This is a genomic window from Caballeronia sp. EK, from assembly GCF_014384845.1.
Classification (GTDB): domain Bacteria; phylum Pseudomonadota; class Gammaproteobacteria; order Burkholderiales; family Burkholderiaceae; genus Caballeronia; species Caballeronia jiangsuensis.
Genome location: NZ_JACSUE010000002.1, coordinates 1 through 15,328, shown reverse-complemented (window position 1 = coordinate 15,328; position 15,328 = coordinate 1). Strand labels below are relative to the sequence as shown.

The window sequence follows — 15,328 nt, the reverse complement described above, 5'->3', positions numbered from 1 at the left end:
CGGTGCTTAACCTGAGAGATTTTATTAAAGGCCCATATAAATGGACCAAGCAATTGGCTGCACGTTTGCCGCATCCCGTTCGGGATTTTTTCTGCGGAGCGAACCTTGTCCCACGGGCGAGGTCATTCCGTAGTCGGCGCGACGCCTCTTGAAGTCGCTCGCTCATGCATCGGTCGGTCGGACATTGCTCCGCACGCGACGCTGCGCATCAATCTGCCCTGAGTTCGAATCGAACTCACCCGTCCGTTCGTACCGGACGCGTTTTCGCGTCGCGTGAAATGTCACGCGCACGGAAATTCCGTTCACGTTTTCGCTGTTTGATGAGGATAGAAAATGACTGACGTAGTGATCGTATCGGCCGCGCGTACGGCGGTAGGCAAGTTCGGCGGCTCGCTCGCGAAGATCGCGGCGCCGGAACTGGGCGCGACGGTAATCAGGGCGGTTCTGGAGCGCGCGGGCGTGAAGCCGGACCAGGTGAGCGAAGTGATCCTGGGTCAGGTGCTCGCGGCCGGCTCGGGCCAGAACCCGGCGCGCCAGTCGCTGATCAAGGCTGGCTTGCCCGACATGGTTCCGGGCATGACGATCAACAAGGTCTGCGGCTCGGGCCTGAAGGCGGTGATGCTGGCGGCCAACGCGATCATCGCGGGCGATGCGGAGATCGTCATCGCGGGCGGTCAGGAAAACATGAGCGCCGCGCCGCACGTGCTGCCGGGCTCGCGCGACGGCTTTCGCATGGGCGATGCGAAGCTGATCGACACGATGATCGTCGATGGCCTGTGGGACGTCTATAACAACTACCACATGGGCACGACGGCTGAGAACGTCGCGAAGGAATTCGGCATCACGCGCGAGGATCAGGACAAGTTCGCGGCGCTGTCGCAGAACAAGGCGGAAGCCGCACAGAAGTCGGGCCGTTTCAACGACGAAATCGTGCCGGTCTCGATCCCCCAACGCAAAGGCGAGCCGCTGCAGTTCGCCACCGACGAGTTCGTGCGCCACGGCGTGACGGCCGAAGCGCTTGCGGGCCTGAAGCCCGCATTCTCGAAGGAAGGCACGGTGACGGCGGCGAACGCGTCGGGCCTCAACGACGGCGCGGCGGCGGTTGTCGTGATGTCGGCGAAGAAGGCCGAGGCGCTGGGTCTGACGCCGCTCGCGCGCATCAAGGCGTACGCGAACGCGGGCGTCGATCCGAAGATCATGGGCATGGGTCCGGTGCCGGCATCGAAGCGCTGTCTGGAGCGCGCGGGCTGGTCGGTGAACGATCTGGACCTGATGGAAATCAACGAGGCATTCGCGGCGCAGGCGCTGGCGGTGCACAAGCAGATGGGCTGGGATCAGTCGAAGATCAACGTGAACGGCGGCGCGATTGCGATCGGTCACCCGATCGGTGCATCGGGCTGCCGGATTCTCGTCACGCTGCTGCACGAAATGCAGAAGCGCGATGCGAAGAAGGGTCTGGCGTCGCTGTGCATCGGCGGCGGCATGGGTGTCGCGCTGGCGCTGGAACGTCCGTAACGAAAGCAATAGACCGGCGCGGCAAGCACGCGGCCCGACGCAATGTCCAAACAATAAAAGCGTCGAGGCGACATGGCAGCGCCGGTGTCATTCCGAGTTTCATTAACCTGAGAGAAATTGACGAGGAGTATCAGCATGACTAAGCGTATCGCAGTGGTGACGGGCGGCATGGGCGGCCTCGGCGAAGCCATCAGCATGAAGCTGCACGACGCCGGTTTCGCGGTCGTCGTAACGCATTCGCCGGGCAACGCGAAGGTCGGCGAATGGCTCGCGAGCATGGATCGCCAGGGCTACAACTTCCGCGCGTACGGCGTGGACGTCGCCGACTACGATTCCGCCCAGCATTGCGTGGCGAAGATCCAGGCCGAAGTCGGCCCGATCGATATCCTCGTGAACAACGCCGGCATCACCCAGGACACGACCTTCAAGAAGATGACGAAGGTGAACTGGGACGCCGTGCTGCGCACCAATCTCGATTCCGTCTTCAACATGACCAAGCCGGTCTGCGAAGAGATGGTGTCGCGCGGCTTTGGCCGAATCATCAATATTTCGTCGGTGAACGGCTCGAAAGGTCAGATCGGCCAGACGAACTATGCGGCCGCGAAGGCGGGCATGCACGGCTTCACGAAGTCGCTCGCGCTCGAAGTCGCGAAGAAGGGCGTAACCGTGAACACGATTTCGCCGGGCTATCTCGCGACCAAGATGGTGACCGCGATTCCGCAGGAGATTCTCGATACGAAGATCATTCCGCAGATTCCGGCAGGCCGTCTGGGCCGCCCCGAGGAAGTCGCGGCACTCGTCGCGTTCCTGTGCTCCGACGACGCCGGCTTCGTCACCGGCTCGAACATCGCGATCAACGGCGGCCAGCACATGAACTGATGTACGCATGCGGCGCGCGATGACTCGCGCGCCGCCTTTCGTGTGCATCGATACAGGTCAGTTTTGCGCGTCGCACGTTCGTCACGAAGGCGCGCATCGATTCAATCTTCACCGGCAATTCCGTTCTTCCGACAGACCGCGCCATGAACAACATCAGCGCACGCAGACCGCTCTATAGCGTCGGTCATCTCGATTCGGCGATCGAACACCTCGAGCAAGTGCTGAGCCTCGAAGGTGCGAATTCGCTTTTCTCCAAGACATACTGGCGCGGCCGCGTCGTGCAGGCGATCGCCACGCCGGGGCTCGCGCCGTGTCAGCATTCGCGCCTGCAACGCCTGCTGGATCGCATCGCTCAGGCTTGAAGGGAACAACGGATCGCGCACGCGGTCGATCGTGAATACCGGAGTACAGCGCATCTGCCCTGCGATTTGTGAAGAAAATTGCAGACGCTTGTACCATTCGGATCGATCTCAAAATTCGCGATCCACAAGCATGTTCTCTTACCTAATATCAATACGTTCGATGCCGCGCGCGTTCGCGGCGCTCGCCCTTGTTTGTCTGCTCGCCGCATGCGGCACGACGAACGGCGTCACGGCCGGCGCGCATCCCGACACCTACACGGTCACCGGCAAGGCGACGGGCACGCGCATGTCATGGGTGACCGCGCGCAACGCGGCGATGGACGCTGCCAGCGATTACTGCAAGCAGCGTTCGCAGCGCGTCGCGATCAGATCGGAAGCGACGAGCGGCGTGCGTTCGCTGGAAGAGCAGACGTCGACAGTCTCCTTCACTTGCGTGCCGGAGAACGACGCGCGCGGCTAAGCAATTCTTCCGACGACATCACGGCCGCATACTTCTGCGCCATGTCGAAGAGACTGGCGTCGTGCGGACCGGACGCGCGATCGCCGACACAATCGGACAGCACCACCGGACGAAAGCCGTACTGCATCGCATCGACGACGCTCGCGCGCACGCAGCCGCTTGTCACCGCGCCCGCGACGACGAGCGTGCGCACGCCGCGCATCGTGAGCCAGCTTCCGAGCGACGTGCCGAAGAACGCCGACGGCACGTTCTTGCGCACGACGAGCTCGCCGGATTCGGGCGATAGCTGCGGCACGATTGCGCTGTCGTGCGCATGCTCCTTCAGCGTCAGCATGCCGGGCACCTTGAGCGAAAAGACGTTCGCGTTGGAGTCGTCGTCGGCATAGACGATGCGGCTGTGCGCCACCGGCCAGCGCAAATCGCGCGCCGTGTGCAGAAGCGGCACGGTGCGCTCGATCGCCTCCGCGATATTGCCGCCGCCGAACACGTCGGGGTCCGCGAAACCGTTCACGAAGTCGATGATCAGTAGACCGAACTGGCCGTCGATGTCGAAGTCATTGCCGAAGCCCTGACGCGCATAGATTGCTTCCGTCATCGTGTTTCCTCGATGGTCTTGCCTTCGCGAACCACGTCCACGCCGTCGAGCGAGACGGTGCAGCGGCGCAAGGGAATGTCGATATGGCACGCGGTGGTGCGTGTGCCGCCGCCTTCGTTGTTGGGTCCGAGCGAGAACAGGAAGTTGCCGTCGAACGCGCGCGCGTCCATGCCGAGCGTTGCTTCGCGATCGTAGAGTCCGAGCGTCGACCAGTGCGCGCGCTTTTGCAGGCCCCAGCCGATATGCGAGATCGCGAAGGCTTCGGGATCGTCGAAGGAGAGCATGTATTCGCGCAGGAGATCCGCATCCACGCCGCCTTCGATCCTGCGCGCATAGCCGCCTTCGACCGTCAGCGTGATCGGCTCCGAGCAATAGCTTTTTTGCGGCAGAAGAATGTCGCCGCGATCGATCACGATGCGCCCGTTCGCGCCGCCTTCGTTCGGAAACGTGAGCGCGAAGCCACTCGGCCAATGATCCCAGCGGCCGGGTTCATCGACGAAACCGTACTCCGCGATCGCGGGAAACTCGCCGAGCGGACAGCGCAGATCGGTGCCCGCTTTCGATGTGACGCGCATCTCGCGCGCATGTCCGATGCGCGTTGCAGCGGCGAGCACGCGCTCCTTGTCGGCGAGCGTGGGCGTCATGCGCACGAGCACTTCCGGCGGTTCGACGGCGAGCAGAATCTTCGTGCCCGACGCGAGAATCTCGTGCTGTTCGGGCGAAAAGAGCAGGGTCATCAGATCGAGCACGAGATCGCTCGCCTTCAACGCGGCGATGGCCGCGCGGTTGCCGGTGAGCGGCGTTTCGCCGAGATAGGCGAGGGCGTCGCGGCTCAGCGCCTTTTCGCCGTTGACGGGCGGAAGATCGAGCCGGTTCACGATCGCGCCCATCGATTGCGTCGCGATCAATGCGCACGCGAGCGTTTGCGGATGCGTCGCCGCGCCGGTGAGGATGGTCACCGTCTGCACCGGTTCGAGACGCGACAGCGTGAGCACCGTTTTCCACGCTTCTATCAATTGATAATCGCTGATTGGCATGATGTGTCGCCTCAGATGAGCGGTGCGCCGAAGAACGAACCGAGCGCGCGATAAAAGCCTGCTTCGTCATCCCACGGAATCATGTGGCCCGCGTCCGGCACGTTGACGACTTCGAGTTGCGGCATCAGCTCGCGCATTTCGGCGATGTCCTCGTTGCGGATCACGTCGCCTTTTCCCGCAGTCATCAGCAGCGCGGGTTGTCGGACGTGGGGCATGTCGGCGTGTATGTCGTCGGCGTGGAAGCCTTCGAAGCTCGCGCGAATCGCGCGTTCGTCGCAGGTATGCAGCCACTGCGCGCGCAAACGCAATTGCTCGTCCGTCCAGCTCGGGCAGAACGCACGCATGCCTTCCGCGTCGATGCCCTTGCGTGCGAGCGCGATCGAATCGACGTACCACGCAAGCTGCGCGGGATACGCGCGTCGGCCGGGACCGGACACGGGCGGATCGACGAGCGCAAGCCGCGCGATGGATTTCGTCTGTCGCGCGGCGCGCAGGGCAATACGCGCGCCCATCGAATGGCCGAGCACGCTCGCGCGCTTCAGGCCGAGCGCTTCGATGAACGCGATGAGATCGGTGGCCTGCGCGTCGAGGCTGTAATCGAGCGTCGATGACGCTTCCGACAGACCGCGGCCGCGCACGTCGAGCACGTAGGTATCGAACTGACGGCCGAGCGTTTCGGCGACGAAGCCCCATGTCACCGCCGGACTCGTGATGCCCGGAACGAGCACGATCGCATCGCGCCCTTCGCGTGCGCCGCCGTAGCGCAAATAGTGCTGACGGATACCGTTCGCGTGGAAATTCGCGCCGTAGAGAAAGGTCGATTCCATCGCTCAGTACGCCCCGGACAGCAACGCGCCCGCGCCCGGCACGATCGGCCTGAGATCCAGTTCGCGCAGCATCGCGTAGGTCGTGGCGATCGCAGCCGTTACGACGGGCTTGCCGGTCGATGCTTCGACCATCGGCACGACAGGCAGCGAAGGCATCTGCACGCACGCGGAGAGAACGATCGCATCGGCGTCCTGGTAGTTCATCGATTGCACGATGCCGGGCAGATTGCGCGGATCGTGACGCGCGACATCGAGATTGTCGGGAATTTCCAGCGCACGATAGTCGATCACGTCGAAGCCTTCGTTGCGGATGTAATCGACGACGAGCTCGGTCAGCGGTTTCATATACGGTGCAACGACCACGACGCGCTTCGCCTTCATCACCTTGAGCGCATCGATCAGTGCGCCCGCGCTCGTGATGACCGGCGCCGCGCCGCCATTCTCCGCCGTGTGCTTCGTCAAACGCGCCTGCGATACGCGGTGATACCCGCGCCCCATCGCCATGATCGCGACGAGGCATGCATAGCCGAGCACATCGACGCGCGCATCGGAAAGCTCGACGGCGCAACGGTCCGATTCGGCATCCATCGCGGCGAGCTCTTCCTTCACGACCTTCTTCATGCGCATGCGGCTCGAATGAAACGTGAAACGCTCCGGCTCGATGGATTGACGCGCCATCAGCATCGCCGGGATTTCGGTTTCCATCGTCGTGTTCGAGCTCGGGACGATCTGCCCGATGCGATAAGTCCTGACCGACATTTCAGACCTCCAAGGGAACATTGGACACGGCTGCGCGCGGCGCGAAGTCGGTTGCGTTGTACGCGTAGACCCAGTTCGCCTGAATGCCCGACGCCTGCGGATTCAAATACGACTTGAACTTGTAGATGAGATCGCGCTTTCTCTGCGCGAATGCGCTCGGCAGGTGATACGTGCGGCCGCGCTCGCGCGATTCGAGCTGCACGCGGCTCGTGCGTGGCAGCCGCTCGGCTTCGTATTCGCGCAATGCGCCGCCGATGTCCTTGCCGTGCGCCGCGAGCGATTGCGCGAGCACGTAACCGTCTTCGATCGCCATCGCCGCGCCTTGCGAGAGGAAGGGCAGCATCGGATGCGCGGCGTCGCCGAGCAGCGTGACGTTGCCGCGCGACCAACTGCGCATCGGATCGCGATCGAACAAGCCCCATTTGAAGACCGATTCAGCGCGCTCGAACAGGCGCTGCAGGTTCGGATGCCAGCCTTCGAACGTGGCGAGCAATTCTTCGCGGCTCGATTTCGCGTTCCACGATTCCTCGACCCAGCTTTGCGTCTCAGCCACCGCGACGATGTTCACCGCCGCGCCGCCGCGCACGTAATACGTGACGACGTGCGCATGCGGCCCGAGCCAGAACGACGAATCCGGGCTGACGAAGGCCGGCGCTTCATCGAACGGCACGACCGCGCGGAAGCACATGTTGCCGGTGAAGCGCGGCGCTTCCTCGCCGAACAGGGTCGAACGCACGATCGAGCGCACGCCGTCCGCACCGACGATCAGATCCGCTTCGAACTCGCTGCCGTCTTCGAACACGGCGACGGCGGCGTCTTTTTCCTGCCGCACGCCGATGCAGCTCGTCGACAGACGCGCGGCATCGGCGGGCACGAGCGTCGTCAGAATGCGATGCAGGTCCGCGCGATGCACGTGATAGAAGGGGGCGCCATACAGCTCCGGACACGCCGATGCGAGCGGGATGCGAAAGTTCTCGCGCGCCGTCTCCCAGTTGCGGCCGACGATCGCTTGCGGCACGAACGCGACATCGCGCAGCGCATCGCCGATACCGAGCGCCTGCAGCACCTTCACCGCGTTGGGCGTCATCTGAATGCCCGCGCCGACGTCGCCGAAAACGCTCGCGCGCTCGAAAAGCCGCACCTCGATTCCTTGCTGCGCGAGTGCGCCCGTCAGGGCCACGCCGCCGATTCCCCCGCCGATCACGCCGACGCGAAGTGTTCTGCTCATGATCTCGTCCTTCCGAAAGTGAAGTCGTGTGAATTCACGGCAGATATTATATGGCCGTATAAATAAATGCAACACGCAGTGCGATGAGGGCCATGCCCGCTGCGACTACGCCGTGATAGGCTGCGCGCTGAACGCACCCGAACGACAAGGAAGATTCAAGCTTTGATCAAAGCCATTTTGTGGGACATGGACGGCACGCTCGCGGAAAGCGAGTCGCTGCATTTGCGCACGCTGGTCGCGGCGCTCGCGCGTCATGGTGTGGAGGCGGGCGAGGAGATGCATCCGCTCATCTTCGGGAAGACGGGACGCGAAGTGCACGCGCTCTGTTGCGAGCGCTTTGGCTTGTCGGTGGATTACGCGGATTGGTCGGCGCTTCGCGCGCGAGCCTATCTCGACGGCGCGCCCGCGCTCGTGCCTCGACCGGGCGCGCTGGAGGTGTATCGCGCCGCGAAGGCCGCGGGCATCACGCAGGCGATCGTGTCGAATGCATCGCGCATGCTGCTCGAAGCGAATCTGCGGGCGCTCGGCATCGAAGAGCCGTCGCTCGTGACCATCAGCGTCAACGATGTGCGTAACGGCAAGCCGAACCCGGAGCCATACGAGCGCGCGGCGTGGCTGTTGCGTTTCGCGCCCGAAGAGGTGATCGCCGTGGAAGACAGTCCGACCGGCGCGCACGCCGCCATCGCCGCGCATATGCGTGTTCTGGCCTGGCCTTTCGACGATGAAGGCGCCGCGCTCTTTCCCGCGCAAGCACAGGTCGTGCGATCGCCGCGCGAACTGGCGCAGGCGCTGGGCCTCGATCCGGCGCGGCTCGCTGACTAGGCGGTGTGCTCGTCGAGAACGATCTTGTGGATGTTGGCCGCATACACCCAGTCGCGTGCGTGACGCTCGACCAGGTCCGTGAACGCGGGCGGGCCGCTGCAGTAAATCTGCGTGCTCGCGTGCGTCGGACTCATCGCGAAGGCGCTTTTCTGCGCGGACAGATCATCCGGCAGGTCGAAATGATGATAGACCTTGCCGTGACTGCGAAGCGCGTCGAATGCTTCCAGCAGCACGGTGCGCTCGGCTGATCGCGCGAAGGTATGCACCTCGAACTTGCGCCCCGCCGAAGCAAGCCGCTTCGCGATTCCCGCGATCGACGCGGCGCCCGTTCCGCGGCAATAAAGAATGGATCGCACACGATCGTGCTGGGCACGGTGAGGCATGCCGACGAATGGCTCGTCTCGTTCGATGACGGATTGCAGGTTGCCGCGCATATCTTCTCCAATAGGACCTGCGTCTTCCGCAAAGGGAAGAACAGGCGGTGTATGGATCGATGGAAATGGCCGGCCCGGCAACGATCCGAAGGGCTGGCTCTCATGCAGGTTAGGGCGGACGGCAATCGCCGGCAAGGCGCTGCGACTGAATACCAGTCATATCGTCGCGCCGATAAGCGCGGAACGGTCGGATCGGGGAAAGTGCCTATTTTCAAGGCCCAAAACGCCACGAGCGACCACAATGGGTCGCTCGTGAAGACATGGCGGAAGCGGGGGAGACGAAACCCCCGCGCAACTTACATCGGGTGGCCGGCCACGAAGTTCTTGTACGCCCAGTAAGCGGCCTTCGTCGTCTGACCGTCCGACTTCATCAGACCGAAGTTGCCTTCGACGTCGTCATAGAGTTCGAACGCCTGGATCGACTGGATGTTGTACTTCGATGCAACGCTCTGGAACTGCGCCATCATCATATTGCCGGCCATGTAATTCGCGATCTGCTGATCGGTGCCGTAGTTCGGGCGCACGCCGAATTCGTTGATCCACACCGGCTTGCCGAACGAATGAAGGATGCCGAGCATGTCGTAGCAGCCCGTGCCGCCGCATGCATGCGTCATGTCGTTCTGATTCGAATACCAGTGCCATGCGGTGATGTCCCAGTTCACGGTCGGGTGGCCGCGCGTGCCGTCGGGCTGCGAGCCGTCCATCAGCATCTGGAAGAACGCGTAGTGCAGCCACGTGCCGTTCACGACGATCTTCGCCGATCCGTCCACCGACTTCACGCCCGCGATCAGACCGCGAATCACGCCGCGCGCGAGGACGTAGGGCTGGTTCTTGTAGTGCGTCCAGCTCGTGCCGTCTACATTGCCGTTGAGCGCGCCTGCCTCGAGCTCGTTGCCGACCTCGTAATACTTGTACTTGTACGTTCCCGCGACCTGCTGACCGAGCGTGTAGGCCGCGTTGTACGCGTCCTGCTCGTTGTTGAACCCGGTGCCCAGCAGGATCACGGGGTACACGGTCACGCCGCTCGCTGCCATCGTCTGCGCCATCTTCGCGATGACCTTCGCCGAGCTCAGGCTGTACACGTCGTTACGATAGATCGTCGCACCGATGTCCTTCAACTGCGCGAGCTGCGTCGCCACGGGCGTCGCGTCGTACCCGCCACCGTTCGTGTTCCGGCCGTTCGCGCCGTAGAAGATGGACGTGCTGGTCGCGGCCTTCGCCGTCGACTCGGGCGCGGCGCTCTTGGCGGTCGCGTCGCCCAGGGCGCTGTCATCGCCGCCTCCGCAGGCGGCGAGCAGCACGCTCGTGAGAAGCGCTGTCGCGATCGCCGCGGCCTTGCGCGCCGAAAAAACGTTGAAATTGCGATGAGTGGTGAGATTTCGATTCGTCATTGCAGTTAGTAATGCAAATTGATTAGCGTAAGGCTCGTAAAATCCGAAACGCTTCCGGACCTGCTCAGTAATTCACGATGCGTATCGCGGCAAACCGTGCTGTCGTCGGAATGACACTAATTAGTCATCCAAACTACATGATCAATGCAAGTCCGCTTGCCCGACGCCGGAATTGGGGCGTGGAGGGGCAAACTCAACAGCGCGGAGTCACTGATCGGTCCGGTGCGCAAACAGCGAGCGCTCCGGATGGCGGAGTCGAGCAAACGATTGCGCTTGCTCGCATGGGCCTTACGAAATGACAAACCAGCTCAGTTCGAAGGCGGCGTCGGTCTGGAATCAGGCAACATCTTCGCAATTTCGGTCGAAAATACCGAATATTTCAAAGTACTTTCGTAACATTCGGCAACGCTTGCCGAAACCTGACTGACGGCAGCAAGGTTATCGTCTTATGAGATGAATGTAAATCCCTGTCACAGTAAAAAAATCTTTCGTTGCACAGCGGTCGCAGAAAAACTTACTTCATACGAGTCAGACCCATTGTCTGGCGGTCTACGCGGCGGGCTTGGCCTTGGAAAGCACGGGTCGGGAAAATGTACTGCAGCGGGATCTGTTGTATCGTTCAAGGCGTCGTGCCGGACCAGACCCTGAGCGGACGCCGCTGGCGTCATCGCTCATATCCAGAACTCTGCTGTCTTCCCGGAAGGAGATGAACGTGCGAGCTGCCGACATCATGACGACGCGGATCGTTTCCGCCACCCCCGACATGTCCGTGCGACAAGCGGCCGGAACGATGGTTTTCGCAGGCATCAGCGGGATGCCCGTGATCGACGAGGACGGCAAGCTGCTCGGCATCGTCACCGAGGGCGATCTGATGCATCGCGCGGAGATCGGGACCGGCGTCAAGCACCGCGCGTGGTGGCTCGAACTGGTTGCATCGACGCGTGAACTGGCGAGCCAGTATGTCAAGGAGCATGCGCGCAAGGTCGGGGATGTGATGAGCACCGACGTCACGACCGTGACGGAGACGTGTCCGGTCGCCGACATTGCCGAGTTGCTCGAACGCAAGCGCATCAAGCGCGTGCCCGTGGTGCGCGACGGCAAGGTCGTCGGCGTCGTGAGCCGCGCCAATCTGATTCGCGCCCTCGTGACGATGGCGCCCGAACTGCCCGTCGATGCCGACATCAGCGATCACTCGATCCGCGAAGCGGTCCTTGCCGCGATGGCGGACCATCCCTGGGCGCTTGCACGGGAGAACGTGATCGTGGAGAACGGGACCGTGCATTTATGGACCCGTGTCGCAAGCGAGGAGGAAGTCAACGCCATTCGCGTAGCCGCCGAAAACGCGCCGGGGGTCAAGGGAGTCGTGACGCACATCGGGCCACCGGCCGCCGTTGCGCCGCTGGACTAGCAACGCGCTTCGTTCAGGGGCGCGGTCCGTGTGAAAGAAGGTTCGATGCCCAGCGCCTCTGCTTTCCTGACGAGATCGGGAAGGCAGCGCGAAGCCATCTTTCTCATGACCTGTCCACGCCCGCCAGGGCCGCATCGGATGCACATCGAGGATCAGGCTCTGCAAGGTGAAGCGGATCGACTCGTCATCGTCGACGACATACACCACAGGCGTCTCGTTGTCGGTGCTCGCCTAGTTTGAAGTGGATTGCACGCTCCGGACCATGTTTCCTCCTGTCCAGCAGGCAACGCACGGCAATGATCTGTAGAAAAGCTGAATGGATGAGCGCGGAACACGGCTGCATCGACATGTTCTTTGCTTGCCGATTGGCGGCGCACGTCGCTTGAGGAACGGACTCGTTTCGTCATGGCAATGACGGCCCGCTCTAGCAGAAATCGACCGCAAAAACTTTCCGAGTTGTGGCGCCTGACCGTAGCGATTGCAGATGCAATTTCGTATGGACAGCATAAATGTGCCGGGCGCGCCGGGTTCGATCACAGTAGTGCGAATCATCAGCCGGCGCCCTCGTATAGAACCCTATACCTTGGTATGGTCTCGCCGCGCGGAGTGCCGATTCGCGACCTATAGTGCTTTCACCACGAGACAGCGTGGCAACTGCGACCTTTTTTCGAGGCAGGTGCGACCATGAAAATTTTGATGGTGATGACTTCGCATGACCAGCTCGGCAACACCGGCAGGAAAACCGGATTCTGGCTGGAGGAATTCGCGGCGCCATACTTCACATTTCTCGATGCGGGCGTCGACATCACGGTGTGCTCGCCGAAGGGCGGCCAGCCGCCCGTCGATCCGAAGAGCGATACGCCGGAAGGCAAGACCGAGCTGACCGAACGCTTCAAGGGCGATGCCGCCGCGCAGCGCGTGCTCGCCAACACCGCGCTTCTCTCCGAGATGAACGCCGACGACTACGACACCGTGTTCTATCCGGGCGGCCACGGACCGATGTGGGATCTCGCGGAGGACCCGCAATCCATCGCGCTGATCGAGCGCTTCTACGACAGCGGCAAGCCCGTTGCATTCGTGTGTCACGCGCCGGGCGTATTGCGTCACGTCAAAGCGAACGGCGAGCCGCTCGTCAAGGGCAAGCGCGTCACCGGCTTCACCAATTCGGAGGAAGAGGCGGTGCAACTCACGAACGTGGTGCCGTTTCTCGTGGAGGACGAACTGAAGCGCCTCGGCGGACGCTTCGAAAAAGTCGATGACTGGCAGCCGTTTTCGATTATCGATGGCCGTCTCGTCACGGGCCAGAATCCGGCGTCGTCGAAAAGCGCGGCACAGGACCTTCTGAAGGTGCTGCGCGGCTAGGGCGCATGGACCGATCACTGCTTGCATGGAGAGCGACATGACCCAGGTTAGTGCGAATGCTCAAATCAGGATCGAACCTTCGAGCGCGTCTTACTGGCGCGTGATCATCGACAATCCGCCCTTCAACATCTTCGGGCCGGATACGATGCCGCAGCTCGCGCAGGTCGTTGACGCGCTGGAGAGCGATCCGCACGTCAAGGTGGTGGTCTTCGAAAGCGCGGTGCCCGGCTTCTTCCTCACTCACTACGATTTCGTGCCGCCGCTGGAGGCGACCACGAGCATGCCACCCGGACCGACGGGCATGCCGCCATTGCCGGATATGCTGGTGCGTATCGGGCGCTCGTCGGTGATTTCGATCGCGAAGATTCGCGGACGCGCATCCGGCGTCGGCAGCGAACTGGCGCTGGCGAGCGACATGCGCTTCGCGAGCAATGAAAAGGCGTTGCTATCGCAATGGGAGATCGGCGCCGCGCTCGTTCCCGGCGGCGGACCGATGACGCGGTTGTCGCGGCTCATCGGCCGTGGGCGCGCGCTCGAAGTGCTGACGAGCGGAAACGACTTCGACGGCGGCCTCGCCGAGCGCTACGGTTACGTCAACCGTTCGATGCCCGACAATGAACTGGACGATTTCGTCGATGGCCTCGCGACACGCATCAGCCTGTTCGACAAGCAATCGCTCGCGGCGATCAAGCAGCACGTCAATGCGCAGACCTTGCCGCCGGATGCATCGGTGGCGCCGGAGTGGGACGCCTTCATCGCGTCGGTCGGCCGTCCCGCGGCGCAGGAAAAAATCGCCCAGTTGATGGAACTCGGCCTGCAGAAGAATGCGGATGTGGAAACCCGGCTCGCGCACTACACGGGCTCGCTCTGGCGTACCCGAAGCTGATTCACAAGGGCTGACACTTCGCGGCTTGGGCACAGCCGCAACGCTTCACGCAGGAGATTCGCGCGAGCTTCCAGTCCGTGCGCTGATCAGATGAAGCTCGCGCCGCCGTTGACGGGAATGGTCTGCCCGGTGATGAATGCATTGCCGATGACCATCATCACGACGTCCGCGACTTCGCTCGCTTCTCCCAGCCGGCCGACGGGCAGCCGCTCCGCGACATTCGATGCCTTGAGCGGCCCGGCCATTTCGGTGTCGATCGGTCCCGGCGCGACGGCGTTGACGGTGATGCCGTCGCGAGCGAGCCGGGCCGCATAGCCGCGCGTCAGGCCTTCGAGACCGGCTTTCGATGCGTTGTAGTGGATGCCCACCAGACCCGGCCCGCGCGCCGCCGCCGACGACAGATTGACGACGCGGCCCCAACGCCGCGAGCGCATTCCCGGCAGCACGGCCTGCGTGCACAGAAACGCCGACTTCAGATTGACGGCGAGCGTCTGGTCGAATTCGGCCTCGGTGAGATCGTCGATGTCGATCATCGTGGCGGTGCCCGCGTTGTTCACGAGTATGTCGACAGGGCCGAGGCGCTGTTCGATGTCGCCGATCATCGTGGTGACGTCGCTGCCGAGCGAGACGTCGGCGCGTACCGCGAGCGCGCGGCCGCCGAGGCGTTCGATCTCCGCGACGACATCGGCGGCCTGGTTCTCGCGCTGCCGATAGTTGACCGCCACCGATGCGCCGCAAGACGCGAGGGCAAGCGATATCGCGCGGCCGATGCCGCGTGAGCCGCCGGTCACCAGGGCGACGCGACCGTTCAGATCGAGGATGCGAGCGGGCATGGCGGGGTCCTTTCTCTTGAGGGAAAGGGGCTAGTTTGCGCGCGTCGCGATGATCCCGCCTATGGCCGTGCGGATGAGGATCGGCCCGCGATCCGGCGCCTCGAAGAAAAAAAACCGATGCCCCGGGAGGGACATCGGTTCTTCCTTGCACTGCGCTGCTTGATTAACGGCCGCCGTGACCGCCGCCACCGCCGCCACCGCCGCCGTTGCCGCCACCGCCGTGACCACCGCCATGGCCGCCGCCGTTGCCGCCAGCGCCGTTGCCGTTGCCGTTGCCGTTACCACCGCCGTTACCACCGCCGTTACCACCGCCGTTACCACCGCCGTTGCCGCCGCCGTTGCCGCCACCGCCGTGACCACCGCCGCCGTTGCCGCCTGCGCCGCCGCCGTTGCCGCCTGCGCCGCCGCCGTTGCCGCCTGCGCCGCCGCCGTTGCCACCGCCTCCGTGACCACCGCCGCCGTTGCCGCCAGCGCCGTTGCCGTTGCCACCGCCGTTGCCGCCGCCGTTACCGCCGCCGTTGCCGCCACCG

At 63.2% G+C, this 15,328-nt stretch carries 17 protein-coding genes and 1 pseudogene; 8 read left to right on the top strand and 10 right to left on the bottom strand.

Going from position 1 to position 15,328, the window contains the following annotated elements:
* Nucleotides 1–333: 333 nt before the first annotated feature.
* The 4 genes from IAG25_RS04450 (at nt 334) to IAG25_RS04435 (ending at nt 3,216) form a co-directional block, all read left to right on the top strand.
* Nucleotides 334–1,515: an acetyl-CoA C-acetyltransferase gene (locus tag IAG25_RS04450; protein WP_187603757.1), complete on the top strand. Its 1,182-nt coding sequence runs from the start codon at nt 334–336 to the stop codon at nt 1,513–1,515.
* Nucleotides 1,516–1,650: 135 nt separating this feature from the next.
* Entirely contained in the window at nt 1,651–2,394 is a 744-nt protein-coding gene (gene phbB / locus IAG25_RS04445) for an acetoacetyl-CoA reductase (RefSeq protein WP_187603756.1), read from the top strand.
* Between the two features lie 143 nt (nt 2,395–2,537).
* The gene (locus IAG25_RS04440) at nt 2,538–2,756 is read left to right on the top strand and encodes a hypothetical protein (RefSeq protein WP_035507213.1); all 219 of its coding nucleotides are present in this window, start codon (nt 2,538–2,540) and stop codon (nt 2,754–2,756) included.
* 160 nt (nt 2,757–2,916) lie between these two features.
* Entirely contained in the window at nt 2,917–3,216 is a 300-nt protein-coding gene (locus IAG25_RS04435) for a hypothetical protein (protein ID WP_238210765.1), read from the top strand.
* Here IAG25_RS04435 and IAG25_RS04430 read toward each other — a convergent pair.
* Genes IAG25_RS04430 through IAG25_RS04410 form a run of 5 tightly spaced genes read right to left on the bottom strand, consistent with a single transcriptional unit; the run spans nt 3,182 to nt 7,662 of the window.
* Nucleotides 3,182–3,811: an isochorismatase family protein gene (locus IAG25_RS04430; RefSeq protein ID WP_187603754.1), complete on the bottom strand. Its 630-nt coding sequence runs from the start codon at nt 3,809–3,811 to the stop codon at nt 3,182–3,184. The two genes, IAG25_RS04435 and IAG25_RS04430, sit on opposite strands and share 35 nt — an antisense overlap.
* On the bottom strand, nt 3,808–4,848 hold the full coding sequence (locus IAG25_RS04425) for a 2,5-dihydroxypyridine 5,6-dioxygenase (protein WP_187603753.1): 1,041 nt from the start codon (nt 4,846–4,848) through the stop codon (nt 3,808–3,810). The genes IAG25_RS04430 and IAG25_RS04425 overlap by 4 nt, the downstream gene beginning before the upstream one ends.
* Before the next feature lie 11 nt (nt 4,849–4,859).
* Nucleotides 4,860–5,675 (bottom strand): alpha/beta fold hydrolase, encoded by an 816-nt coding sequence (locus IAG25_RS04420; protein ID WP_187603752.1) that lies wholly within the window; start codon nt 5,673–5,675, stop codon nt 4,860–4,862.
* A 3-nt stretch (nt 5,676–5,678) separates the two neighbouring features.
* Nucleotides 5,679–6,434, bottom strand: a complete 756-nt coding sequence (locus IAG25_RS04415) for a maleate cis-trans isomerase family protein (RefSeq protein WP_304502653.1) — start codon at nt 6,432–6,434, stop codon at nt 5,679–5,681.
* 1 nt (nt 6,435) lies between these two features.
* Nucleotides 6,436–7,662 (bottom strand): FAD-dependent monooxygenase, encoded by a 1,227-nt coding sequence (locus tag IAG25_RS04410; RefSeq protein WP_187603751.1) that lies wholly within the window; start codon nt 7,660–7,662, stop codon nt 6,436–6,438.
* Between the two features lie 162 nt (nt 7,663–7,824).
* Here IAG25_RS04410 and IAG25_RS04405 point away from each other — a divergent pair, with 162 nt between their 5' ends.
* Nucleotides 7,825–8,484, top strand: coding sequence for an HAD family hydrolase (locus tag IAG25_RS04405; protein WP_187603750.1), 660 nt, complete (start codon nt 7,825–7,827; stop codon nt 8,482–8,484).
* On the opposite strand, the gene IAG25_RS04400 is transcribed toward IAG25_RS04405, so the two are convergent.
* Nucleotides 8,481–8,918 (bottom strand): hypothetical protein, encoded by a 438-nt coding sequence (locus IAG25_RS04400; protein ID WP_255503532.1) that lies wholly within the window; start codon nt 8,916–8,918, stop codon nt 8,481–8,483. The genes IAG25_RS04405 and IAG25_RS04400 overlap by 4 nt on opposite strands.
* A gap of 296 nt (nt 8,919–9,214) precedes the next feature.
* Nucleotides 9,215–10,309 (bottom strand): glycosyl hydrolase, encoded by a 1,095-nt coding sequence (locus IAG25_RS04395; RefSeq protein WP_187603749.1) that lies wholly within the window; start codon nt 10,307–10,309, stop codon nt 9,215–9,217.
* A gap of 712 nt (nt 10,310–11,021) precedes the next feature.
* On the opposite strand from IAG25_RS04395, the gene IAG25_RS04385 reads away from it, so the two are divergent.
* Nucleotides 11,022–11,717 (top strand): CBS domain-containing protein, encoded by a 696-nt coding sequence (locus IAG25_RS04385; RefSeq protein ID WP_187603747.1) that lies wholly within the window; start codon nt 11,022–11,024, stop codon nt 11,715–11,717.
* On the opposite strand, the pseudogene IAG25_RS41385 reads toward IAG25_RS04385, so the two are convergent.
* Nucleotides 11,714–11,836: pseudogene (locus IAG25_RS41385) on the bottom strand (DNA-binding response regulator); the annotation flags it as partial. The gene IAG25_RS04385 and the pseudogene IAG25_RS41385 overlap by 4 nt on opposite strands.
* 565 nt (nt 11,837–12,401) lie before the next feature.
* On the opposite strand from IAG25_RS41385, the gene IAG25_RS04380 reads away from it, so the two are divergent.
* Nucleotides 12,402–13,079, top strand: a complete 678-nt coding sequence (locus IAG25_RS04380; RefSeq protein WP_187603746.1) for a type 1 glutamine amidotransferase domain-containing protein — start codon at nt 12,402–12,404, stop codon at nt 13,077–13,079.
* A 37-nt stretch (nt 13,080–13,116) separates the two neighbouring features.
* Complete coding sequence (locus tag IAG25_RS04375; protein ID WP_187603745.1) at nt 13,117–13,965, top strand: enoyl-CoA hydratase/isomerase family protein; 849 nt, start codon at nt 13,117–13,119, stop codon at nt 13,963–13,965.
* An 86-nt stretch (nt 13,966–14,051) separates the two neighbouring features.
* On the opposite strand, the gene IAG25_RS04370 is transcribed toward IAG25_RS04375, so the two are convergent.
* Both IAG25_RS04370 and IAG25_RS41175 read right to left on the bottom strand, forming a co-directional pair.
* On the bottom strand, nt 14,052–14,798 hold the full coding sequence (locus tag IAG25_RS04370) for an SDR family NAD(P)-dependent oxidoreductase (RefSeq protein WP_187603744.1): 747 nt from the start codon (nt 14,796–14,798) through the stop codon (nt 14,052–14,054).
* A 30-nt stretch (nt 14,799–14,828) separates the two neighbouring features.
* A partial coding sequence (locus IAG25_RS41175) for a hypothetical protein (protein ID WP_222946446.1) occupies nt 14,829–15,328 on the bottom strand: 500 nt, incomplete at its 5' end.